This is a genomic window from Spirosoma pulveris (assembly GCF_054781875.1).
Genome location: NZ_BAAGTO010000001.1, coordinates 131,102 through 155,734, shown reverse-complemented (window position 1 = coordinate 155,734; position 24,633 = coordinate 131,102). Strand labels below are relative to the sequence as shown.

At 51.4% G+C, this 24,633-nt stretch carries 17 protein-coding genes and 1 pseudogene; 4 read left to right on the top strand and 14 right to left on the bottom strand.

All coding sequences use genetic code 11. The features are described 5' to 3' along the window. Positions 1–5: 5 nt before the first annotated feature. Positions 6–1,265, bottom strand: a complete 1,260-nt coding sequence (locus tag ACYVJM_RS00620) for an efflux RND transporter periplasmic adaptor subunit (RefSeq protein WP_461146268.1) — start codon at positions 1,263–1,265, stop codon at positions 6–8. A gap of 385 nt (positions 1,266–1,650) precedes the next feature. On the opposite strand from ACYVJM_RS00620, the gene ACYVJM_RS00615 reads away from it, so the two are divergent. Continuing rightward, on the top strand, positions 1,651–3,939 hold the full coding sequence (locus tag ACYVJM_RS00615) for a GH92 family glycosyl hydrolase (RefSeq protein WP_461146267.1): 2,289 nt from the start codon (positions 1,651–1,653) through the stop codon (positions 3,937–3,939). 141 nt (positions 3,940–4,080) lie between these two features. On the opposite strand, the gene ACYVJM_RS00610 is transcribed toward ACYVJM_RS00615, so the two are convergent. The 7 genes and pseudogenes from ACYVJM_RS00610 to ACYVJM_RS00580 form a co-directional block, all read right to left on the bottom strand. After that, positions 4,081–5,199: a DUF4421 family protein gene (locus tag ACYVJM_RS00610; RefSeq protein ID WP_461146266.1), complete on the bottom strand. Its 1,119-nt coding sequence runs from the start codon at positions 5,197–5,199 to the stop codon at positions 4,081–4,083. A gap of 24 nt (positions 5,200–5,223) precedes the next feature. Continuing rightward, positions 5,224–6,198, bottom strand: a pseudogene (locus ACYVJM_RS00605) (NADPH:quinone oxidoreductase family protein). A 37-nt stretch (positions 6,199–6,235) separates the two neighbouring features. Then, a complete protein-coding gene (locus ACYVJM_RS00600; RefSeq protein WP_461146265.1) occupies positions 6,236–6,925 on the bottom strand; it encodes a LytR/AlgR family response regulator transcription factor in 690 nt (229 codons plus the stop codon). 78 nt (positions 6,926–7,003) lie between these two features. Beyond that, positions 7,004–8,593 (bottom strand): sensor histidine kinase, encoded by a 1,590-nt coding sequence (locus ACYVJM_RS00595; protein ID WP_461146264.1) that lies wholly within the window; start codon positions 8,591–8,593, stop codon positions 7,004–7,006. Positions 8,594–8,724: 131 nt separating this feature from the next. Next, positions 8,725–9,642, bottom strand: a complete 918-nt coding sequence (locus ACYVJM_RS00590; protein WP_461146263.1) for a winged helix-turn-helix domain-containing protein — start codon at positions 9,640–9,642, stop codon at positions 8,725–8,727. A gap of 5 nt (positions 9,643–9,647) precedes the next feature. Continuing rightward, positions 9,648–10,079, bottom strand: coding sequence for a hypothetical protein (locus ACYVJM_RS00585; protein ID WP_461146262.1), 432 nt, complete (start codon positions 10,077–10,079; stop codon positions 9,648–9,650). Between the two features lie 35 nt (positions 10,080–10,114). Further along, on the bottom strand, positions 10,115–10,525 hold the full coding sequence (locus tag ACYVJM_RS00580; RefSeq protein WP_461146261.1) for a hypothetical protein: 411 nt from the start codon (positions 10,523–10,525) through the stop codon (positions 10,115–10,117). A gap of 160 nt (positions 10,526–10,685) precedes the next feature. Between ACYVJM_RS00580 and ACYVJM_RS00575 the strand changes: the two genes are divergently transcribed. Then, on the top strand, positions 10,686–11,204 hold the full coding sequence (locus ACYVJM_RS00575) for a heme-degrading domain-containing protein (protein WP_461146260.1): 519 nt from the start codon (positions 10,686–10,688) through the stop codon (positions 11,202–11,204). Between the two features lie 8 nt (positions 11,205–11,212). Here the strand turns inward: ACYVJM_RS00575 and ACYVJM_RS00570 are convergent, their stop codons facing one another. The 4 genes from ACYVJM_RS00570 to ACYVJM_RS00555 all read right to left on the bottom strand — a co-directional run bounded on the left by ACYVJM_RS00570 (position 11,213) and on the right by ACYVJM_RS00555 (position 18,153). Further along, positions 11,213–12,133 carry a pirin family protein gene (locus tag ACYVJM_RS00570; RefSeq protein WP_461146259.1) on the bottom strand — a complete coding sequence of 307 codons (921 nt, stop codon included), beginning with the start codon at positions 12,131–12,133 and terminating at the stop codon, positions 11,213–11,215. 132 nt (positions 12,134–12,265) lie between these two features. Beyond that, a complete protein-coding gene (locus ACYVJM_RS00565) occupies positions 12,266–15,508 on the bottom strand; it encodes an efflux RND transporter permease subunit (RefSeq protein WP_461146258.1) in 3,243 nt (1,080 codons plus the stop codon). 125 nt (positions 15,509–15,633) lie between these two features. Continuing rightward, positions 15,634–16,752: an efflux RND transporter periplasmic adaptor subunit gene (locus tag ACYVJM_RS00560; RefSeq protein WP_461146257.1), complete on the bottom strand. Its 1,119-nt coding sequence runs from the start codon at positions 16,750–16,752 to the stop codon at positions 15,634–15,636. 60 nt (positions 16,753–16,812) lie between these two features. Further along, the gene (locus tag ACYVJM_RS00555; RefSeq protein ID WP_461146256.1) at positions 16,813–18,153 is read right to left on the bottom strand and encodes a TolC family protein; all 1,341 of its coding nucleotides are present in this window, start codon (positions 18,151–18,153) and stop codon (positions 16,813–16,815) included. A gap of 388 nt (positions 18,154–18,541) precedes the next feature. On the opposite strand from ACYVJM_RS00555, the gene ACYVJM_RS00550 reads away from it, so the two are divergent. Further along, the gene (locus tag ACYVJM_RS00550) at positions 18,542–20,254 is read left to right on the top strand and encodes a glutamine--tRNA ligase/YqeY domain fusion protein (protein WP_461146255.1); all 1,713 of its coding nucleotides are present in this window, start codon (positions 18,542–18,544) and stop codon (positions 20,252–20,254) included. Positions 20,255–20,623: 369 nt separating this feature from the next. On the opposite strand, the gene ACYVJM_RS00545 is transcribed toward ACYVJM_RS00550, so the two are convergent. Both ACYVJM_RS00545 and ACYVJM_RS00540 read right to left on the bottom strand, forming a co-directional pair. Then, positions 20,624–21,127 carry a nuclear transport factor 2 family protein gene (locus tag ACYVJM_RS00545; protein WP_461146254.1) on the bottom strand — a complete coding sequence of 168 codons (504 nt, stop codon included), beginning with the start codon at positions 21,125–21,127 and terminating at the stop codon, positions 20,624–20,626. 6 nt (positions 21,128–21,133) lie between these two features. After that, positions 21,134–22,870: a M14 family metallopeptidase gene (locus ACYVJM_RS00540; RefSeq protein ID WP_461146253.1), complete on the bottom strand. Its 1,737-nt coding sequence runs from the start codon at positions 22,868–22,870 to the stop codon at positions 21,134–21,136. 165 nt (positions 22,871–23,035) lie between these two features. Between ACYVJM_RS00540 and ACYVJM_RS00535 the strand changes: the two genes are divergently transcribed. Next, positions 23,036–24,628, top strand: coding sequence for a serine hydrolase domain-containing protein (locus ACYVJM_RS00535; protein ID WP_461146252.1), 1,593 nt, complete (start codon positions 23,036–23,038; stop codon positions 24,626–24,628). Positions 24,629–24,633: the final 5 nt, after the last annotated feature.

The following is a 24,633-nucleotide window of genomic DNA, read 5'->3' as shown; positions in this document are numbered from 1 at the left end:
TGGATTCAGCGTTTGGGGTCGATCGTTATTTCTTCCAGATTCTCGTACTCGCTCAGATCCGTCAGGATCACCTGCTCACCCGCCTGCAGACCCGACTTTATTTCCACAAAGTCGAAATTCGACAGGCCCAAGGCCACTTCCCGACGGTGCGCCACCTGGCTTCCCTTTTGCAGGACGAACACATATTGCTTCCGTTTGCCTTTAAACGCCGGACCGTTGGCCACCCGCACTGCATTCGCTACCCGATCGGTGATGACAAATACCTCCACTTTCATATTCGGCCGCAGGGAAGCATGGTGGCTGTTGTCCAGTTGAATAACAAACTGAACGATGCCGTTTTTTACGGCGGGTTTCACCTGCGTAATCAGCCCACGCAAACTGGTCTCGTTCATTTTGATGATGACCGGCAGGCCCACTTTTACCTGATCCGCGTACACATCGGAACAAGACCCTTCGACCCGGAAACTGGCCAGATCAGCCAGCTTAGCCAGCATTTCGCCCTCGTTCACCGACGAACCGATGTTTTCATTCACCCAGGTCAGTACGCCTGCCCGGTCGGCAATGATATCGGCCTGCTTGAGTTTATGGGTCAGTTCTTTCAGGTTTTTCTCCTCGATCTGCGCTTGCAGGCTTGTTTCGCGGAGGCTGGCACCCATGGATTGCCGGTTGTAGGCGAGGTCGTTTTCCAGTTGTTTCTTCTCCAGTTCGGCTACTCGAAGGGCATTTTCGGCGCGAGTTACATCTTCGCCGGTGCTCCCCCCTACTTTCTGTAAGCGTTTCGTTCCTTCCAGATCGGCCCGGAGCCGGCTGATGTTCAGGAGTTTTATCTGGTCATTAACTTCAGCATCGTACAGGCTTTTGTTGAGTTTCATCCGTAGCTGGTCGATTCCGTTGCGCTTCAACGCGAGTTGGTCATTCAGCTTTTCGAGTTCGATTTCGGTCAGCGACTTATCGAGGTCGAGAATGGGCTGGCCGGGTTTGACCGCCGTGCCGGGGGTAAGCAGCACTCGCCGAATGCTGGCCCGTATGGGGCTGGTGTAAATCTGTTCGTAAGCCGGAATGACTTCGCCGGTGGCATTGAGTGAATTTTCCACTGGTCCCAATTCCGCCGTTGCCGTCCGGATTCGATTGGCATCGACGGAGGTTTTGAGTGCGTTTCGCGTCCAGGCAATCACCAGGGCCAGCACAGCCACCACCGTGATCCCGACGACCCAGTTTCGATTGCGGCCACGATTGGCGATTTCCGGTGCAAGTTCCTTATCCATTTTCTGTGCAGTTTCTCACAGATAAGTAGCCAAACAGCGTGCCAGCCATTAGTTAACTGATAATCAGTATATTATACAAAAATCGACAAAAGAATAATGTGCGTTTTCGCACACTTCGTTACAGTTTCGCACGACCACCAGGTATAAAAAAAGGTTATTGAACACAGAGTTTCACTAAAGTACTCCTCTGTGCCGCTGTGTTCATAACCTTCATAGTTTGTTTAAAAACAAGCCACCACTAAGCATCCAAAGCACTTACCAATGATTTTATAGTTTTTAGCCCTTAGCTTTACAGGCTGAGTGCGTTTTTCAGAAAATCCACAAAACGCTGTGCATCTCCTTATCCTCCGTGTATCCGCTTCGGCGGTTCGATCTGTGGCAAAAAATGATGAAAATTAGTTTAACATTCCTTCTTCAGTTCTTCGTTCTCCTCTCCTTCGCACAACAGAACCTCGTCCCGTTTGTCCACCCGCTCATTGGCACGGAAAAAATGGGGCATACCTTTCCGGGTGCCACTGTGCCCTTTGGCTCCGTGCAGTTGAGCCCCGATTCAGATACACTTTCGTATGAACTCAATGGCAAGTACAACGGTAAAGTCTATAATTACTGCGCGGGGTATAAGTACGAAGACAAAACGATCGTCGGCTTCAGCCACACCCATTTCAGCGGAACCGGCCACTCGGACCTGGGCGACTTTCTAATCATGCCCACCCAAGGGTCTCTACAACTTAATCCGGGTGTAGCCTCGGACCCTAAGACCGGATATCGCTCGGCATTTTCCCATGCCAATGAAGTGGCCGAAGCAGGTTACTATAAGGTCAAACTCGACGACCATGCCATCACCGCTGAGTTGACCGCTTCCAGCCGGGTTGGCTTTCATCAATACACCTTTCCTAAATCCGACCAGTCGCACATCATTCTGGATTTGACTCACGGCATTTACAATTACGACGATAAAGTTGTCTGGACGTATGTGCGCGTTGTGAACGACACATTGATAACGGGTTACCGGCAAACGAACGGCTGGGCCCGCACCCGAACGGTCTATTTCGCGCTGTCTTTCTCTAAACCTTTTAAATCCTACGGCCAGAAAAACCTGGATAAGCCGCAGGTATACAAGGGCTTCTGGCGAAAATTCGACCAGACGAAGAATTTCCCCGAGATTGCGGGCAAGCGAATCCGGATGTATTTTGATTTCGATACAGATGCGGGCGAGAAGGTAAAACTTAAGATGGCCTTATCACCCGTTAGTCAGGAAAATGCGCTGGCGAATATGCAATCCGAAATCCCCCACTGGAACTTCGACCAGACCAAAGCCAAAGCGCAGGCCGACTGGAATCGTGAGCTGAACAAGATTCAGATCGACGCGTCGGAAACAGACAAGGTGAATTTCTACACCTCGCTCTATCACTCGTTCATCAATCCGACGATGTACATGGACGCCAACGGGCAGTACAAAGGGCTGGATCAGGGTGTGCATACGGCCAATGGATTTACCAATTACACGACCTTTTCACTTTGGGACACCTACCGGGCGCTGCACCCGTTCTTCAACCTCATCCAACCGGGGCGGAACAACGATATGGTGCAATCCATGATGAAGCATTATGACCAGAGCACGCTGAAAATGCTGCCTGTTTGGTCGCATTACGCCAACGAAAACTGGTGCATGAGTGGCTACCATAGCGTGTCGGTGGTGGCCGATGCCATTATCAAAGGCGTGTATAAAGGTGATGCCAGCAAAGCCCTCGACGCCTGTATAGCCACCTCCAACCACCGACCTTATGAGGGAATCGGTGACTACATCGACCGGGGTTATATACCCGCCACGTCAAACGGCACGTCGGTATCAAACACGCTGGAGTATGCCTATGACGACTGGTGCATTGCCCAACTGGCGAGGAAGGTGAACCGGCAGGACGTTTATCAAACATATCTGAAACGGTCGGAGAACTGGAAAAACGTCTACGACAAGTCGATTGGTTTCATGCGCCCCCGACTGGCGGATGGCTCGTTCAAGAAGGAGTTTGATGTGTACAAAACCGACGGGCAGGGATTTATAGAAGGCAATTCCTGGAATTTCAGCTTTTTCGTTCCGCAAGACCCCAAGGCACTGATGGAGACTATGGGCGGTGCCAAAAAGTTTACGACCCGGCTGGATAGTCTTTTCTCGATGCACTTGCCCGATGAGTTCTTCGCCGAAACGGAAGACATTACCCGCGAGGGAATCATTGGCGGCTATATACACGGCAACGAACCGGCCCATCACATCGCCTATCTGTACAACTGGGCCGGTCAACCCTGGAAAACGCAGGAACGGGTTCGGATGATCCTCAACATGCAGTACAAATCGACGCCCGACGGGTTGGGCGGCAACGACGATTGCGGCCAGATGAGTGCCTGGTATATGTTTTCGTCCATGGGTTTTTACCCGGTATCGCCTGGCTCGGAGGTGTATTCGCTGGGCAGTCCGTCTGTGAAAAGCGCGCGATTAAATCTGGAAAACGGCCAGATGTTCACCATCGAAGCCATCAACCAGGGCGACAAAAATGTGTATGTGCAGAAAGTACTTCTCAACGGCAAGCTGCTGACGGAGCCAACCATTACTCACTCTGACATCATGAAAGGCGGTAAGCTAACATTTTATATGAGCGCCAAGCCACTGAAGAAGTGATACAGCCCAGCCAAATGAGTTGATCAGCACAAATTTCTATTTAAGAAACTAAACGTTTTTTTTGTCATCCCTCCTTCCGTTGGGATGGCAAAAACAACGAACTGTAAATTTAAAAAATCATCTGTAATTCCCGTATAATCATCAGTTTAGCCCTGGCACCTGCTTTATGATTCCTTTGGGCCGATACCGTAGCCGTTTGCCAAAAACGATTCGTGCATAGCTGGCCGTGGTATTTATTAATCCGGGCGAGAGGGTACGATTGACCATCGTTGTTGACCCATACAGTCCACCATAAAATACGCTGGAACTGTACCCAATTGTTGCCGATGCGGTTCCCTCCCATCCCGCCTGCCAATGCCTCTCCGACTCAGCCGAAGCCGTGCGATTCTGTTGAAACAGCAACGCTATACCCGGACGGATTGTAAAACTGACGAAGTAGTGCTTCCTAAATACAAGTGTCTGGGTGTAACCCAGATCGATTCCCAACGACACTGATTGCAGACTCATCAAGCGGGATTCAGGTCGGAAATCGGCGGCTATAACAGAAGGGATCAATGATGAATCAGCGCGAATGTACTGATAGGATAATGACCCGCCGATGTTCCAGGAGCGGGCATTTTTACGTTGTTCCTCCTTCTGAAGCAATGTGGCAGGCACCGAAAGGCGTTGTGGATTGAATTGATAGAGCGCGTGACTCATGACGGTCTGGCTGCGCAAATCATTTCGATACGGATAAGCCGTGGTATGGTCGAACCAGTTTGCCTGCAAAACATCTGGATTATTGATGTAGAAACCCCGATAAAACTGATACTGGGTAGAAAACCAGAACCGTCGATTATTAACGTTGATCGTTACCCCGAACGGTTTCGTTTTGCCCCTTCGGTCTATATTGTACCCAAAGAACGGCAGCTTGACCGTTATTTCCGTTCCCAGCCATTTGTAGTCGACTCCGAGTCCTAGTGTATAAGCCAGATTCGGTTTGTAGGTTAGTGAATAGGGACTACCCACCACCCGCATCGTGTAATCCTGCCGATCGCTCACCATAAACAGGTGGAGCTGCCGGTAGTAGGTCATAATGTAAGCCCGGTCTACCCGTGGGGTTTTGGTTTTAAGCAGCGTATCCAGTGGAATACCTAACAGCCGAAGCCCTTGAAACCCTTGTCCTGATCCAACGATGGGGCAGCCCATCAAGAAGAGATAAAGCAGCCACCTGCTGGAAATAGCCGGATGTACAGAAAAAGCAGGAAGTCTCCTCTTCATAATGGCTGCAGCAGAAAATGGCCTCTAAAGTACAACAACCGCTTTTCCAATAATCCGGCGTTCCATCATGTCTTTGAGGGCTTGCGGGGCTTCAGCGAGCGTATATAGGCTGGCCACATGCGGTGCAATTTTACCTTCCATAGCCCAGCCAGCAATTTCCTGCATGTTCTTCATACTCGGTTTTGCTTCTTTCTGGGTAAACGCGCCCCAGAACACACCCACCAGCGAACTGCCTTTGAGCAGGGCCAGGTTGAGGGGAATCTTCGGGATTTCGCCCCCGGCAAAACCAACGACCAGGTATCTCCCTTTCCACGCCAGTGATCGGATAGCGGGTTCCGCCCATTTATCGCCGACGGGGTCATACACGACATCGACACCCTTGCCCTGCGTGATGTCTTTAATCCGCTCCCGTACATCTTCGGTGGTATAGTTGATTAAATGCGTCGCTCCTTACTCCCGGCAAACGGCCAGCTTTTCGTCGGTTGAAGCAGCCGCAATGACCGTAGCCCCCATGAGTTTTCCCAGTTCAACAGCGGCCAGTCCAACGCCACCGGCAGCGCCGAGCACCAGCAAGGTTTCGCCGGGTTGAAGCTGCCCCCGGTCTTTCAACGCATAATAGGACGTTCCATACGCATACAGAGTCGACGCGCCCGTTATAAAATCCATTCCTTCGGGTATCGGAATGGTCGCTCTCGCATCTGAAATCCGCTCTTCGGCCAGTCCGCCGTGGGAGCCGAAAGTAAACACATGGTCGCCGGGTTTTAGGTGGGTGATACCTGCTCCTACTGCTTTCACGATACCCGACGATTCGCTCCCCGGCGAAAAAGGCAGCGGGGGTTTGAACTGGTACATGTTTCGGATGGTGAGCGTATCCGGGAAGTTCAGGCTACAGGCTTTCACCTGGGTCAGCACCTCGCCCGGCCCTGGCGAGAGTGAGGGAACGTCTTCGAAGGTTAGTGTGTCGGGCAAGCCGAAGGAGCGGCAGAGTATGGCTTTCATACCGTAAATAACGCAGTATTTACCCAATCCTTAGCCCTTATTTCAATCGGGCCCGAATGTCGGCTATGGACTCTTCGTACGACGCGCCAATGGGTATCACTTGACCGGCTATAGTAATCTCCTGCCGGGCTATTTTCTCAATTTTATCCACCGCAATACAGTACGACCGATGTACCCGAATGAACCGGTTGGCGGGTAGGAGTTGCAGTAAGTCGGTCATTGTCTGGCGACTTAGCAGCTTCCGATTTTTCAGGACAAAGATGAGGTAGTTCCCTTCGGCTTCAATGTACAGAAGGTCATCGAGCATGACCTTCTCTTCCTCATACCCCGTCTTAACGAAGATGTATTCCTGTCCTTTATCTGAGCGCAAGGTATGCATATCGAGCGCCTTGGTTGCGGCTTTTAGAAAACGAACAAACGAGAACGGCTTCAGTAAATAATCGACAGCATCCAGCTCAAAACCCTCTACGGCAAAGTCAGCATAAGCGGTCGTGAACACAACCATGGGTAGTTTGGGGAGGCATTTGACAACATCCATACCTGAAATATCCGGCATCTTTATATCGAGAAACAGCAGATCGACCCGGTTTAACTGCAACCAGGCTATAGCCTCGAAGGCATCGGTGAAACATGCCTTTAAATCCAGAAACGCAACTTTAGCCGCATGGAGCTTTATTACTTCCAGAGCATGCGGTTCATCGTCGATGGCGATGGCAGTGAGGGTCATGTAGTAACGGTTAATGATTGATAAAGGTAGCAGATATGTAATGCCGACCAGGACGGTTGCCGGGCTGTCGATACAGTGTTACACATAAACCAGCGTCAGCGACACAAAATAATCCTGCTCCGATCGTTGAATGGACAGTTCATACTTTTGGGGATAGATCAATTCAAGTCGTTTCCGAACGTTGTCCAAACCTACACCAGACTGCGTTTCTTCGGGGTCGTTTGTAGCTTTGGCTTGCCGGGAATTATGTACTTTAAAATACAATCGGGAATCGTCCATCGTCAGTGTAATATAAATCCAGGACGGGTATCGGAGGCTGATGCCATGCTTGAAAGCATTTTCCACGAAGGGCGTCAGCATCATGGGTGCGATATAAACAGCGCGGTTCGGCTCCTGAATGTTGACTCGAATGTCGATGCCCTGCGTCTCGTCGATGCGCAGTCGCTGAATCTGGATGTAATTACGGAGATATTCAATTTCTTTGTCGAGGGGAATCTGGTCGTGGTTGTTCTCCTGTAACATAAACCGCATCATATCGCCCAGCTTCTGAATGCCGTCAGCCGTTTTTTCGCTATTCTCCTTAAGCGCCGTCGCATACAGGCTATTGAGGGCATTGAACAGAAAGTGTGGATTGATCTGAGCCCGCAGATTGGCCAGTTCCGCCGATGTAGCGGATACCTTCGTCTGTAGTTCTGTGTTCTCTTTTTGTAACGACTGCCGGATAAACGCAATGGAAACAGAGAGGGTTAACACCAGGCACATTAGCAGAAACGGAGTGCGACTAGTATAATGAAATCCTGTACAAGCGCCCCATACAACTAAGCTGGTTACAATAACCATCAGCAGAAAAGTGGCTATACGACTAGCCAGCAGGACCTCCGATGTTGACGAAGTCTTTAGAAATGGCATGATGACGAGCATGTACGTCGCGATTCGGCCGGCTCGCAGTACCCCGGAAGCCGGGGAGCTTTTTAACAGTGGCAGGACATACGAGTAAAAATACCCCTGAAGAAACCAAACCTGTACACCTATGCCCATCACCAGCAGCACAATACGCCAATCACCATAGTATAAGGTTGGCGGCAGGTGCCCAAACAAAGCGAGTATTAAGGCGAATATACAAATACCACTTCCCAGTAATAGACTTACAATTCGGAAGTGCGCTTCGGACTCCTGCCTGATCCGGGCGGATAGGTACCCGTAACACTGAAACCAGAATTCGTACGAACCAATCAGTATCCCAAAGCCAATGGTATCGGCCAACACCGTCCGTTTACGGTACAGCGAAAACACGTGTAAGCCAATTGGCTTTCCAACCTCGTCCATTCGGTAACGGACGTACAACTTCAGATAATGATAGGTGAAAACGCCGGCCAGCATCAGTACGATTGACAGTCCAATATACAGCCAGCCTTTTTTATCATCCAAAAGGTCGCTGAGGAGCGGAACAGCCAGATTGTGAAACACATACCAGGCTACCAGCATCAGGCAGGCACCAACAATCAGCGGCACATTGTTGTTGACGGTGTGGTCGTAGTTGGCCAGACTTCGCCAGACATCAGCCGCAAGAACACCGTTCAACTGCACCACCTCGATCAGAACGTTTAGGTGATCAATATCCCATATTAACCGCCTGATGACGTAAATGAAAACGAAGGTGAGTACCAAATATAGTTCGTAGCGCCTTATAAGCTGGATGTCCCGCATTGCCTTACCTGATTACCCACCAAAAGTAGGTGGGTAATTAGTCAGGTGGTCAAAAATGGGCTGAACCCCTCAAAAAATGGGATGAACCCATGTTAGTGAATTTCCTGGATCTCCAGCCGATAGCCAACCCCGTGGACAGAGGCAATCCTGAGGGTCGTATCAGCCTGCAACAGCTTTCGTAAGCGGGAAATGAACACGTCGACGCTCCGGCCCACGAAGATTCCCTCGTCTTCCCAAACCAGTTTCAAAATCTGGTCACGTTCGAGTACCTGATTGGGATGACTGGCCAACAGCCGCAACAACTTAGCCTCGCGATATGTAAGCTTCTGCTGTTGCGTACCGATGGAAAGTGTGAGGTTAGCCACATCCAGCGCGGAACTACCAAACAAAAGCAACGACGAATTAGGAGCCAGCGGCAGGGATTCTCTGATTAGCTCATCCGAACGCCTGTTCCGACTCCAGCCGACAAACAGCAAACCAACCAACACCCCGCCAAGGCCCAAAATTGGCCAAAGCGGTACCCGTTGAACGGGCGATGCCAGCTCCTCGAACGTAACCTGCAACTGATAACAACCCGCACTGATGGACCGTCCACTGCAGGGTATTGATCGACCGTCTATCAGTTCGTGGACCGAATAACCCAGCTGCAACTCTCCTTTGGCGCAATCCAGCACGGCAACATCGTACGGACGGGTTACTTTATGAAGCCGGAAAGACGCCTGAAGAATACCAGGCAATTGCTCATAGTCAAAATTTCGTCCCAGCTGAATACGAAACGTTTGCGGATTCGTTTGCTCTACCACCGGAATTCGGGATGTAGAATCGCCAGCCGCCCGCAGCAGGTGATGCGCTGTTCGGCGGAGGGCCAGATTGACTTTCTCGGGCGAGTACGGGCTATCCGTGGGGGAGTTCACCCCCACGAACCGGAAGAATAGCAGCCCTGTAAACAGCAGGGAACTGGATACGATTAATACCCGTAAACCTGTACCGAAACCCGAATTCTTTTGCATATTGATTAACAATTATTTACCAACAACCAGTTAACCGCTATCAGCTGGATAACCCGTTTTCCCCGACTGTAGGCTTCCTGTTTTATGTCGGTGCCAACCGGCTCCACGAGCAATTCGTCGCCAGGTCGGGCAACCGGCCATATCTCCTCCAGCGGAACCGAATAAACACCCTCCTTACCTTTAGCGGGCCATTGCTGAACAGCAGTACCCGCCCGACGCAGGGTAACCCGAAATGGCATCGGCTTATGTTCCGGCGACTGTGGGTTACCTTCAGCAAAAGCCAGAACTCCTTTGCTATGCAGGGGGATGGCATTATAATTTATGGGATGTCCGTTTACAGTAACGGCATCGGAGTAAACGGTTGGGGCTACTTCTTTATTTCCCGAAAACGATACCGCAGCCAACAGGCAAACGAGTATAAAACCTGGATAGAACATGGCTCTTATTTATTAAGCGACTGTAATTTAATACCTTACTGCACCAGAATTTCATTATGAGGCAACGAATACCGTTTATCTGTTGTCAACAGCAAAATCCGGTCCCCTTTTTGGCAGCGGCTCAGGACGTTTTGCACGGGAATCTGCCGGAATGTCTTTTCCGAAAATAAATGTACCGTTTTGGTGTCCTTATCCCGGATAGCCAGTTTAAAATCGATCTTGTTCAGGGCTTTCGTGTTCGTGGCTGTGAGAGCGACGGTAGAAACGCATAGATTTCCTTTGGTTTTGGTTGATAGCCGACATTGACCGGTCGGACTATACCGATCGACAATCAGTTTGCTGCCTACAAAAGCGGCTGAACAATTGGAAAATTTTTCCTGCGCCATACTCACCGTGCCGAGGCAGCAGCCAGCGCAAACCAGTACAAATTGCATTACCTTTTTCATGATAGTTGCTTGTTTAGTCATGAAGCAAATGTACAGGCACAGGAAAGTATCAGTTGTCAACCCGCTGTAAAACAATGTAAAGGAAATGTAAAAGTAGCGTTCCGGGGCAGTATACCAGTTGGTTGGCTGGTGGGCTATAGCTTTTGCGTATGTTTGCCCCATGAATTCATATATCGATACCGACTTAACGCTGCTGGCGCTACAGGAAGAGCAGCTCCAATTCGACACCTTCAACGCCGATACTGCCTGGCAACTGGGTATGCGTCTGAAAGAAGCCGTAGAAGCCCGTGGCAAGGCTGTAGCCATCGAGATTCAATTCTTCGGCCATCCCTTGTTTTTCTACGCCATGCCCGGCACCACACCCGATAACATCGACTGGATTCGGCGGAAACGGAACGTCGTCGAACGCTTTCACCGCAGTTCGTACGCGGTGCGACTGTCGTTAAAGAAAAAGCAGACTACGCTTACCGATCAGGCAGGACTTCCGTTACGCGACAACGCAGCTGCGGGGGGTGGCTTCCCGATCCGGCTTCGTGGTTCCGCCTGTGTTGGTGCCATAACCATTTCGGGGGTTCCCATGCGCGAAGACCACGGCATCATCGTCGAAGTGCTGGCCAATTGGCTCGGTCTGCCAATCGGCGACCTGGCCTTGCCACCCACCGATAACATGGATGATTAAAGCGAGGGTCAGGAAAGCGCCTGTGGCTGCGGATTCGAACTTGCCGGACGCGATTTATCGTCGGGTGGCAGCGGCACGAACTCCGTATTGTCGTTCGGGGGCAGCGGAATACGCCCGGCCTGCCAGTCGGCTTTGGCCTGCTCGATACGCTCCCGACTCGATGAAACGAAATTCCACCAGATGAAGCGTTCGCCCAGCGGTTCGCCCCCCAACAGCATCAGCGTACTGGTTTCTCTGGCAATTACCACCGGGTCGACGCCCTTGTTGAAAACCAGCAACTGCCCTACGCCATACGTATGCCCGTTGACCTCTACGCTGCCCTTCGCCACATAAGCCCCGCGTTCCGGGAAACCCGTTGGCGGACCAAAACGAGCGCCGGGCTGCAAGATTACGTGCGCATAAAAAAGTGGAGAATCGGTTGCGACGCCGTTTTTGAGACCATAAGCATCACCGGCAATCAGCCGCATCCAGACACCGGTGTCTGTAAAAATCGGGAGCGCGTCGGGTTGGTAATTTGTAAAGGTAGGCGCTTTTTCTTCGACGGCTTCGGGCAGCGCTACCCAGGTTTGTACCATTTCGAAGGCGTTGGCGGCCAGCAGGGCCGGATCTTCAAAGCGTTCGGAATGGGCAATACCCCGGCCGGCCGTCATCCAGTTCACTTCGCCGGGTCGAATAATCTGTTGTACGCCCAGACTATCGCGGTGAGTCACCTGCCCGTCGAAGAGGTAGCTCACCGTCGAGAGGCCAATATGCGGGTGCGGTAATACATCCATCTTGACCAGCTCGGCAGGTGTTTTGCTAACCGGCCCGGCATGGTCCATGAATATAAACGGGCCTAACATTCGTTGCAGCCGATACGGCAAAATCCGCCTGACATCGAACCCATTGCCAATAGACGCAGACCGCGCCGTGATAACCTGATCTAACATAATAGCCTGTTTTGCTCCTGCTAAATGTAGGGAATCGTTCTTAAAAACAGATGGATACAGCGACAAGACTATCAAGTAAAAAGGCCACTCCTGCTTGGAATGGCCTTTTTACTTGGCAAACTGTTAACCAGATCAGTGACGAACTTTGTCGCCGGAATGTCCATTGGATGAAACAGGTTGTGGTGTTAGCTCAGTCGTTCCATTCTGATTCTCATCCCGTTTTGCTTGTTCGCCTTTCTCTTTTAACGCGGCCAACCCCTTTTTACCATAGGCCAGGCGTGTAATACCAACGTATAAGACCGGCACGACGAAAATGGCCAGCGAGGTAGCGGCAAGCATACCACCTAGTACGGTCCGGCCAATGGTAGCACGGGCAACCCCACCCGCTCCACTCGCTATCGCCAGCGGAAACACACCCAAAATGAACGCCAGCGACGTCATTAGAATCGGGCGCAGACGCAGTCGAACCGCTTCGATGGTTGATTCGAGTAAGTCCTCCCCTTTATCCACCCGTTCTTTGGCAAATTCCACGATCAAAATGGCGTTTTTAGCCGCCAGCCCGATAAGGGTAATCAGACCAATCTGGGCGTAAACGTTGTTTGTCAGATAGGGGAAGATGATCAGGGCGGTAATGGCACCCAGCGCCCCAATCGGAACGGAGAGGAGTACCGAGAACGGCACCGACCAGCTTTCATATAAAGCCGCCAGAAAAAGGAAAACGAAACCAACGGATAGCATGAAAATATAAATCGAGCTGCTACCTGCGTTGATCTCCTCGCGGCTTAGCCCGCCAAAATCGTAAGCGTAACCGGCGGGAAGCACTTTAGCCGCCACTTCGCGCAGGGCATCGTTGGCCTGACTGGTACTGTACCCTGGCTTGGCGCCACCGTTTACTTCGACCGACCGGAACAGGTTAAAGTGCGAAATCAACGGTGCATTTTCGATTACACTCGTTTTGATCACCGTACTGATCGGCACCAGTTGTCCGCCACTATTCCGGACGTAATAATTATTGAGGGCCTTTATGTCGGCCCGGTACATGGTATCAGCCTGCGCCACAACCCGAAATTTCCGGCCATAAATAATGAAGTCGTTGACGTACTGGCTACCCAGCAGCGTCTGCATGGTGGTGTACACCGAACTGACCGGTATACCCAGTTTTTTACACTTGTCCCGGTCAACGTCGACCCGGTAAGCAGGTGATTTAGCCGTGAAGTAGGTAAACGCACGGGATATTTCGGGGCGTTTGTTGGCCTCCGCCAGAAAGTTCTGCACAACGTTGTCAAAGGCCCGAACATCGTCGTTGGATTCACGCTGCTGAATTTCGAAGGTAAACCCGGACGATTGACCCAGACCCGGAATAGCGGGTGGCTGAAGCACCTGCGGGCGGGCATCGTTCAGAACGGACAGTTCCTTCTGCAGCTTAACCACCAGCGAATCGGCCTGCATGTTCCGCTCTTTACGTTCCTCCCAGGGCTTTAGCTGCATAAATACTGTACCGCTGTTCGACTTGGACGCAAAGGTGATGGCGTTCAGACCACCCAAAGCCGCAAAGTGATTGACATAAGGCTGCTTTTTCAGAATCGTCATGATCCGGTTAAGTACCTCAAGGCTTCGCGTGGTGGAAGCAGCTTCGGGGATTTCGTAGGTCACGATCAACCGGCCTTCATCTTCCGTCGGGATAAAACCCGTTGGCTTGGCCCGGAATAATAACCCCGTCCCGACATACACGACAACCAGCCCCACAATGACCAGCGGAGTGGCTTTAATAAGCCGCTGTACCCCGTTGGAATAGGCATTTGTGACCCGCTCAAACCATTGGTTAAACTTGTAAAAAAACTTGTTCAACCCCTTCGCGTTTTCGTCGATGTGCATGGGTTTCAGCAGCAACGTACACAAAGCCGGCGTCAGCGACAAGGCGACAAAAGCGGAGATCAATACCGAAACGGCGATGGTAATAGCAAACTGCTGATACAATCGTCCGACGATGCCGGGAATAAAACCCACCGGCACAAACACAGCCGCCAGAATCAGTGCGATGGCAATTACCGGAGCCGATATTTCACGCATAGCCTCTTTCGTAGCATCCTTCGGCGACATGCCTTTGTCGATGTTTACCTGCACGGCTTCCACCACCACAATGGCATCATCGACCACAATACCAATGGCCAGTACGAACGCAAAGAGCGTAAGCGTATTGATCGTAAAACCAAGTGGAACGAATAAAGCAAAGGTGCCGACGATGGATACCGGGATGGCCAGCAACGTAATCAGCGTAGCCCGCCAGCTTTGCAGGAACAGGAATACGACCAGAATAACCAGCACCAGCGCTTCGAGCAGTGTTTCGACCACTTCGCCAATCGACACCTGAATTACAGAAACCGATTCAAATGGCACCACGTATTCGATGTCTTTCGGAAACGTCTCTTTCAGTTTATCCATGGCCGCATAAACGCCTTTGGCCGTTTCCAGCGCGTTACTACCCGGCAACTGATACACCAGCAGATACGACGCCCGCTTGCCGTCGACAAACGAGTTACTGGCATAGGAGAACTTACCCAACTGCACCCGTGCTACGTCGTTCAGATACACCAGCGACCCTTTTGCCGGATCGCTTCGAACAATAATTTTTCGAAAATCTTCTTCCTTGCTGAGTCGGCTGTTGGTAAAGACCGAGTACTCAAACGCCTGTGAAGCGGGTTGAGGAGATGCCCCTACCGAACCACCCGCCACCTGCAGGTTCTGCTCCTGCAACGCGGCTACCACCTCATCCGGAGTTAGATTCAGCTGCGCTAGCCGGTCGGGCTTGAGCCAGATTCGCATACTAAAGTCATCGGCCCGGCTGAAAATATCACCCACACCCGGCACCCGTAACAGGGCGTCCCGAATGTATATATTGGTGTAGTTGTCCAGGAACGAAACGTTGTGCGTACCCTTCGGCGAATACATGGCAACCAGCATGAAAAGCGACGGGTTTCGTTTCCGAACCACTACGCCGAGCCGGGTAACCTCCTGCGGTAACTGCGGCTGCGCGATACCTACCCGGTTTTGAACGTCGAGGGCGGCAATGTTCACGTCGGTCCCCACTTTAAAGGTTACGTTCATGCTCATGCGGCCGTCGTTGGTGGCGTTGGTCTGTACGTAGTCCATTCCCGGTGTACCGTTCACCTGGGTTTCAATGGGAGTCGCCACCGTTTGCTCCACCGTTTGGGCATCCGCACCGGTATAGGTACCCGTAACCTGAACAACGGGGGGCGTAATATCGGGATACTGGCTGACCGGCAGGCTAAGTAAGGCCAGCACACCCAGTATCACAATGACAATGGACGATACAATAGCCGTAACGGGTCGGTTAATGAATATTTCTGCGAACATATTTTTTTTAGGAGTTAGGAGCGAGGAGCGAGGAGTGAAGAGCCATCCGGAAACAGTAGCTGAATGTACTAATGTTCTCTTTTCTCACAGCCGGAAGGCTCCACACTCCTCACTCCTCGCCCCTATTACTTACTATTAGTTACCCTCACTTTTGCGCCTTCACGAACTTTCTGCGTTCCTTCGGTCACCACCGTTTCACCTTCTTTGAGGCCTTCCTTCACAATTACCTTATCGTTAATGCGAGCGCCTAATGTCACTTTCTTCTGGGTCACTTTGCTGCTATCGCCCACCACAAACACGAAGTATTCGCTCATCTGCTCAATAACTGACTGGTAAGGAATGAGCAATTGAGGCTGCCCCGTACTATTTTTCACCCGCACATTGGCGTTTATACCCACCTTCAATTCCTTATCCGGATTCGGGAAAGCGATCCGCACCCGAAGTGTGCCTGTCTGCGGATCTACAGCGCGGTCAATAATGCGTACAGAACCGGGGTATTTGTAGTTGCGTCCATTGGGCATCGTCAACACAAGGGTTGAATCACGACCAACGCTGGTCTGGTTTTGCAGCTTCTGAAACCGTGGAATCTCTGAAGCATCTACCTGTAAATCGGCGGAAATCGGGTTGTCGGACGAGATTGTGTTAAGGGGCGTTGAGCCCGGCGCGACAGCGGCACCGAGCCGCACCTGCGAGATACCGATGGTGCCGTCCAGCGGGGCATAGATGGTGGTATACTTCAGGTTAGTACCCACCTGCCGAATCGTGGCCTGTGCGGCTTCTACCTGCATGCGGGTTGCTTCCAGCGATGCATTGGCATTATCGACCAGTTGTTTGGCAACGGCATCCTGCTGAGCCAGCGTATTGTACCGATCGGCGTCTTTCTGAGCTCGATTGAGGTTCGCTTTCTGCACGTTCAGGTTAGCCACCGCCTGATCGTAACTTGCGCGGTACTGCTGAGGGTCAATGGTGTAAAGTTTCTGCCCTTTACGAACCTGCTGGCCATCCTGAAAAAATATACCCGTGATATTACCGGCCACCTGTGGCTGAATTTCGACTTCAACCAAAGCGGTGATGGTGGCCGGGAATTCGTCATAATACGTGGCGTTACCTTTTTCTGCCTTTATGGCCGAAACGGCCGTAGGGGGTGGTGGAGCCTGTTGCTGGTCATCTTTCTTACCACCACAAGCGGCAAGCGAAAAAGCGATGACAGAGCTTATAATAGATAGATTTATAGACTGTTTCATAGTTCCAGAAAACGTTCGTCATGCTGGCAAAGCCGGGCGGTGCCGAAGTAGGTCAAAAAATTAGAATTGAATAGCGCCCAGAGCCTGTTGAACATCCAGCTTACTGATCAACACCTGATACAGGGCGTTGAATACATTCAGTCGTGCCGTACGCAAGTCGGCTTCAGCAATGGTAACGTCCAGGTATGTTTTTATACCCGATCGGTACTGAAGATTGATAATGCGATAGACATCTTCGGCCAGGAGCTGATTTTCGCGCAGGGCCAGGTAATTAGCCAGGTTGCCCTTGTAATTGGCCAATGCCTGGGCATACTCGGCATCGACGGCACTGGTCAGCGCGGCCAGGTCCCAGTTGAGCCGTTGCACCTGTAACTCGGCAATCTTTGTCTGCTGAATCCGTCGCCCTCCCTGAAAAATGGGCAACGCTACCGAGAGACCAATCAATGAGTTCGGAAATGTCTGATTGTATAGCTGACCAAAGAAATTGTTCTGAAACAGTAAGTTATAGTTTGCATTGGCGCTCACCGTTGGTAAATACGCCCATCGGTTATACCGAACGTTGGCTTCCAGCAGCCGCCCCTGTGATTGCAACAATTGATACTCGATCCGATTCTGTGGGTTTGCCAGCAGGGTCGTATCCATTATGACTTCGTTGGCCAGTTGAAGCGTATCGTACGTTAGATTCAGGTTCATATTGGGCGGATAACCCATGAGTTGTTTAAGCGTCTGCACCTTGGCACCCACCAGATCGCGGTATTGCTTCTGCTGGGCGCGGGAGTTATTCAGAGCGATCCGTGCCCGCTGGGGATCTGTCTTATCCACAATGCCCCCTTGGTACTGGTTGGTAGCATCCTGCAAGCTCCGCTGGAGACGGACGATGTCCTCACTTAAAATCTCTACCTGACGCTGCGTCAGAATGACATCATAGAACGCTTTGCTAACATTGACGACAACATCGATCTTGTTACGAACCGTCGTTTGAGTCGCCTGGGCACGGTACGTATCAGCCGTACGGCTGGCCAGCAGCAGATCGCGGCTGAAAATACTTTGCGTTAGCGAAAACGAGGCCGTCGAGGTGTTCTGCGCCCCCAGCGCAACCGGTCGGCGTTCGCCGGTAGTAGCATCAGGAATGAGGGTGACGGGCAATTTGAGGTAGTGCAAAATATTGTACCCCGCTCCTATCTGCGGATACCAGGCTGACAACGAACTTTGTACCGTTCGTTCAGCAATTTCCTGATCAATGACGGATTGGCGAACAATAGGCTGATGCCCGAGGGCATATTGAATACAATCGGGGAGGTAGGCCTGTCTGGCTAACGAATCGGTTGTTTTTTGCGCGAAAACCGTCCCCGAATATGCGCTCATCAGCGCAATAAAGAGGATAAACCAACAATTCTTCATAAAGCAACAAGTGGCATTGGTACACCGCGACAAGGGATAGTCAACAGTGTGTACTATCCAACAACTCGTTCTGATTGCCCTTTTGTTCGCGATTAATAATAAATTAATTAAAGAACTTTGCTTACTTAAGTAATATTCCTAAAGTCAGCGCTTAAGAATTAACTAGAGCCATGCCCCTGATGTTCAGTCAGTTCTTAAAATTCACGGAAGTTGTCTGGCCCTAGGAAGAATTTATATTTTTAATCAAGCCCGGTCTTTCACGGCGATTCGGGATACTACCTGCTTAGAACTACCTATCGTCTTTCATTTCAGAACAACTCGGTATCATGTTTGTCAAACCCGCTCAAAGGCCGTAATTTCGGCCCTTTACCAGTAGCGATTTAGCGACATGTCCGAAGTAACCAGAGACGCTGACGAACCCAGCCATGCCGGGGGTTCATTGAATTTTATTGAACAAATTGTTGAAGATGATCTGGCCACCGGCAAAAATGGGGGCCGTATTCATACGCGCTTTCCTCCCGAGCCGAACGGTTATCTGCACATTGGCCATGCCAAGTCCATTTGCCTGAACTTTGGTCTGGCCGATAAATACGGCGGGCAGACAAACCTCCGCTTCGACGATACCAATCCCGTTACCGAAGACACCGAATACGTCGATTCCATCAAGAATGACGTGCGCTGGCTTGGCTTTGAGTGGGAAAATGAGTTTTATGCTTCTGATTACTTCGACCAGATCTATCAGTTCGCCGAAACACTGATTCAGAAAGGATTAGCCTATGTAGACGACTCCACAGCCGAAGAAATAGCTGCTCAGAAAGGTACACCTACCGAGGCCGGCCGACCTAGTCAGTACCGCGACCGCTCCGTAGACGAAAACCTGGATTTGTTCCGGCGCATGAAAGCGGGCGACTATCCGGATGGGGCCAAAGTTCTGCGGGCTAAAGTCGATATGGCATCGCCAAATATGCAATTGCGCGACCCGATCATCTACCGCATCAAACACGCGCACCACCACCGTACGGGCGATGCCTGGTGTATCTACCCGATGTACGATTTCGCCCACGGCCAGTCAGACGCTATCGAGCACATCACGCACTCGCTTTGTACACTGGAGTTTGAAGTACACCGCCCGCTTTACGAGTGGTTTATTGATAAACTCGAACTTTTCCCATCCCGTCAGATCGAATTTGCGCGACTCAACCTGACCTATACGGTCATGAGCAAACGTAAACTCAAACTGCTGGTAGAAGAAGGTCATGTGAATGGTTGGGACGATCCCCGGATGCCAACCATTGCAGGCCTTCGTCGGCGCGGTTACACACCAGCCAGCCTGCGTGAATTTGCCGAGCGGATTGGCATCGCCAAACGCGATAACCTCATCGATGTGGGTTTGCTGGAGTTTTGTGTTCGCGAAGAATTGAATAAAACGACGCACCGGGTCATGGCTGTTCTCGACGAAAAGCCCCTTAAACTCGTGATCACCAATTACGAGCCGGGCCGTGAGGAGATCATGTCGATCGAAAACAACCCCGAAGACCCGGCAGCAGGTGAGCGTAATGTGCCGTTCAGCCGGGAAGTGTACATCGAGCGGGACGATTTTATGGAAAACCCGCCGAAGAAGTTCTTCCGGCTGTATCCAGGAGGTATGGTCCGCCTGAAAGGGGCCTATATTATTAAATGCGATGAAGTTGTCAAAGACAACGCGGGCGAGATTATCGAATTGCGCTGTTCGTATATTCCCGAAAGCCGGAGCGGTTCCGACACCTCGGGTATCAACGTGAAAGGTACGATTCACTGGGTATCGGTGCCTCACGCGGTCGAAGCCGACGTTCGTTTGTACGACCGGCTCTTCTCCGTCGAGAACCCGGCCGCCGACGAGCGGGAGTTCAAGGAACTGCTGAATCCCAAATCGCTGGAAGTGGTCCGCGCGTTTGTTGAACCAGCCCTGGTCGAAGCGGCCCGTTCGGGTGCGCAGACCAATTTTCAGTTCATGCGCAAAGGCTACTTCATTCTCGATGCGGACTCCACCACTGAACGCCCCGTTTTCAACCGGACGGTCACACTAAAAGACGCCTGGGCGAAAGAGCAGAAGAAGGGATAACGGGTATAAGGAACTTTAATTTATTAATAAAAAATAGTGTAAGAGTTTGTTCGTAAATGCATCGCCAGGAGCATCAGGAACAAATGCTTACACTATTTTTATTGATTACGGACACACTCCCAATACCTAACAATAGCAATGATATTCCATCTTATAACAAGGCATAGTGTTGGACAAACACACCACAGGAACGGCTGGCCGCTGCGCTGAAACGTATTCGACGGGCCAAGACAAGTTAGTATTCCAATCCAGTAGGTTCCACCCTTGGATAATGGAGGACAAGTACTTAAATCTGATAAGCTTTTTCAACGAAAAACCAGGCTGCTGTAGCAGGTAGTAATTATCGAAACCTTCCCGGTTCACAGGCAATCACTTCCCGCAAGCCGCGCTCCCCGTGCACGACAGGCTCACAAACAGTTCGGAACGAATTTTCCAGCCCTTATCGGTTTTTCTCCACATCGACAAATAGGTCCCCGTTATGGTTTGAATACCATCGGCCCGTTTGAATCGACCGACCCAGTGCCCGTGCTCGGCCGCCAGCGGATTGGATGTGCTGACCTGAATGCTGTCTGGCGTGCGAACATATCCCAGAAAATCCGGGTCTTTGAATTGCACCATTACTGAGGCCAGCACCGAATCCCGGCCCGACACATGCGAACCACTCCCCCGCGTAACGTCAATTTCCGGCATCATGGCTTCGCCGAAGCCCTTGAGGTCACGGTGTTGAATGGCAAGATTTGACTCCTGCCGCAAGGCCCGAATAAGGGTAACCTCAGCTGATTCAGACGTATTTGTATGGATTTTGCTTTGTGCCAACAAGCAACAGGGCACCAATAGCAGGCTGATCAGAAAGATGCGCAGTACAATCGTCATGGTGTGTTAATTCAGGCGGTAAACCGGGTAGCGATTGTGCGTTTTTTCGTAATAGGGCGTCCGCTGGTAAATGAAATCCAGTTGGGCGTTCGCACTTTCAGCGAATGCTTTATCCGTTGCTTTTTTTTCATCCAGCTGTTTACGCAACGACGGATCGTTTTTCACCAGCTCGGCGGCAGTGTCTTCGAAAATATAATTGGAGAAATATTCCTTCTGATCGAGGATGCTGTCGAAGAAATTCCAGGCAAAAAAGGAATCGACACCCTGCGGTTCCAATGTTTCAACAAGGTACCGGTTGGTTGCCTGATCAGTCTGAACCAGATAATCGCCTTTGTAAAATTGTATAGGCTGCATCTCCGTCCGCACCTTCACACCTGTATGAATGAAATGACCTTCGTAGGGACGCTGTGGGCTTTTATAGTCCGTGATATAATAGACTGAAACGGTCATGAGCGTATCCTTTGGCAGAGTTTGCAGCCGAACACCATTCCGTTTCAGCTCGCCGATAACTTCCCGCCAGGCTTGCGGAACAACATAGCCCCGGGGCTTATCCACCTGGGTTTCGACCGAGAATGTGTTCCAATAAGGGACGCGCTTTGTAAACGGCTTCGACCGGTCATAATAGAGCCGCTTCAAGCCTGATACATCGCTGGGTTTGTAGGCAGCAGCATATCCCCGGAAGGTTACCGAATCCGTTTTACTACGGTCAAGTTTCGTGTTCAATACAAATGCTTTCTGAACACGAACGGCTTCGTTAGCGCGCTTCTGGTTGGTCAGGATGGTTTGGGCTTCGCGCTCACACAAACGAATAACGGCTTCATCGAACACATACGATGCCTGAACCCGGGCCGGAAACGGCTTCCACATGTGGGTTTCCAGCGTGAATCCGAAACAATTGAACAGGGCCGCGTATCCGGTCGAATAGCGGGGTGTATCATTATAGCCAATCAAACCACTTTCGGGCGTGTCGCCGGCATGATTCACGTAGGGTGCGGGCGGGAAACCCTTCGCTATGAGCAGTTTATCCAGTTCCGGCTGAAAGCGCGTCGTCATATAACCCGACAACTTCGGGTGAAGCTTATCTTTCTGGGTAGCAAAATAAGTGAGCACATGCTGGTAATCCGCGCCGTCGCTGGTGTGATTATCAATGAATACCTGTGGTTTCAGGGACTGGAACATGGCCTGAAACGCTTTTGTATTGTCGGCTTCGGCCTTGATAAAATCGCGGTTGAGGTTCAGGTTGCGGGCGTTGCCGCGAAACCCATAGGACACTGGCCCGTTCTGGTTCACCCGCGACACGCCCCGGTTCAGGCTTCCGCCCACGTTGTACACGGGAACAATGGCGATCAACACATTTGGGGGTAATGTTTTTTCTTTCAGCAAGTTACGCGCCAGCATCATACAGGCATCGATCCCTTCCGGTTCGCCGGGATGTATACCGTTATTGATCAACAGCGTAACGCGATCCGGCCGGGCCGTAAACTGTTTGTCAGCCGCCAGCAGGAACAGATGTAGCGGCTTCCCGATGTCCGTCTTGCCAATCTCGATCAATTTGGCCTGCTCATACTGCCGGTCCAGTTGCTGGTACCAGCTAATAATCTGGGGATAGGTGGCCGTCTGACTTGTATCACGCTCGTAGGGCGTTTGACCGTTGGATTGGCCAAAGCCCGGCAAAGAAGTAATTAGAAAAAGCAACAGACATAAAGATCCGGGCGGGAGAAAAAATAACGATTGTTTGGACATACGTAAACCGTGCAGACTGGTCCCGTTCGGGACAGATTTACGAATATAAGGTACCCGGTTTATTTTAACCGTGTCGACTAGTAATTCTGTACCGCCTTTCTCTTTTGTTGCTACCCTCGATCAATGAACCTATTTTTCTATCACTGTGATAACTCCTCTAAACTGATGAACCTTAACCGACGCGATTTTCTCCGGCAGCTTGGCTTTGGAGCGGCAGGTCTTGCCGTTGTTGCTTCCCTACCCGAAACGGGCTGGGCATTGCCAACCAAATCAGGCAAACTGGCGCGCAGTCTACCCGAAGCCCAGGGGGTTGCGCCCGGCGGTCTGCTGGATTTTGTCAATACCATCGAAACCAACAAACTGAATGTTCATAGCATGATGGTGCTTCGGCACGGGCACGTAGTAGCCGAAGGGTGGTGGGCGCCGTACGCGCCCCAGTTGAAACATACACTGTATTCGCTCAGCAAAAGCTTTACGTCGTCGGCCGTTGGTATGGCCGTTGCCGAAAAACGCCTGACCGTGGAAGATAAGGTCGTTTCGTTCTTCCCGAACGAATTACCGGCAACGGTAAGCGATAACCTGGCTGCTATGCGGGTGAAAGACCTGCTGACCATGTCGACGGGTCACGATAAGGATTCGACCCCAGCCCTGCGCGAAGGCGGCAACACAAACTGGATAAAAGCCTTTCTGGCGCAGCCGGTCGAGCATAAACCGGGCACGTTCTTCGTGTATAATAGCGGGGCCACATACATGCTGTCGGCCATTGTGCAGAAACTGACCGGGCAACCCGTTGTCGAATACCTGAAACCGCGCCTATTCGGCCCGTTGGGTATCGAAGGGGAAGACTGGGAGGTCGACCCGAAAGGCATCAATACCGGCGGCTGGGGCCTGCGGCTGCGTACCGAAGATATTGCCAAATTCGGGCAGCTTTACCTGCAAAAAGGCATGTGGAATGGCAAACGGCTCATTGCCGAAGAGTGGATTGCCGATGCAACGAGAAAAGAAGTTCAATCGAAAGGTGGCAAAGGTGATGAATCCGTCAACGACTGGATTCAGGGCTACGGCTATCAGTTCTGGCGTTGCCGCCACGACGCGTACCGGGGTGATGGCGCCTTTGGTCAATATTGCATCGTACTGCCAAAAGAAGATGCCGTTATTGCGATAACCTCCGAAACTGCAGACATGCAGGGCGTTCTCAATGCCATCTGGGACCACATCTTGCCAGCGCTTCAGGGCAACGGGCTACCCGCCGAAAAAATTAAGCAGGCGGCACTAACCCAGAAGCTTGGCGCGTTAACCCTCCCTCCGGCTACCTCGCAAACCAGTGCTTCGATCGCCAGCCAGATCAGCGGGAAGACGTTTGCCGTTGCGGATAATGCCTCGCACGTGAAAGATGTTTCTCTCACTTTTGGCAAGGATGGCTGTATTTTTAAGTTGAAAGACGAGCAGGGTGACCATCAGGTACTCTGCGGCCTGGGTCGCTGGCGCGACGGGACAACCACGTTCTCGGTTGCTCCGCTGTCCCTTACCCCAACGGTTGTGCCGGGGGGGAACGTCAGAAAAGTGGCCGGGAGCGGTGGCTGGCAGGACGATACGACCTTTGTTATGCTGTGGCGTTTCATTGAAACGGCTCATTACGATAAGGTCACCTGCCGATTTGGGAAGGAAGGCGTTCAGGTTGAGTTTCAGAGCAGCCTGAGTATCCTGAACAAAACCAAAGACAAACGCCCCGTGCTGGATGGAAAAATAGTGGCCTAACAGGG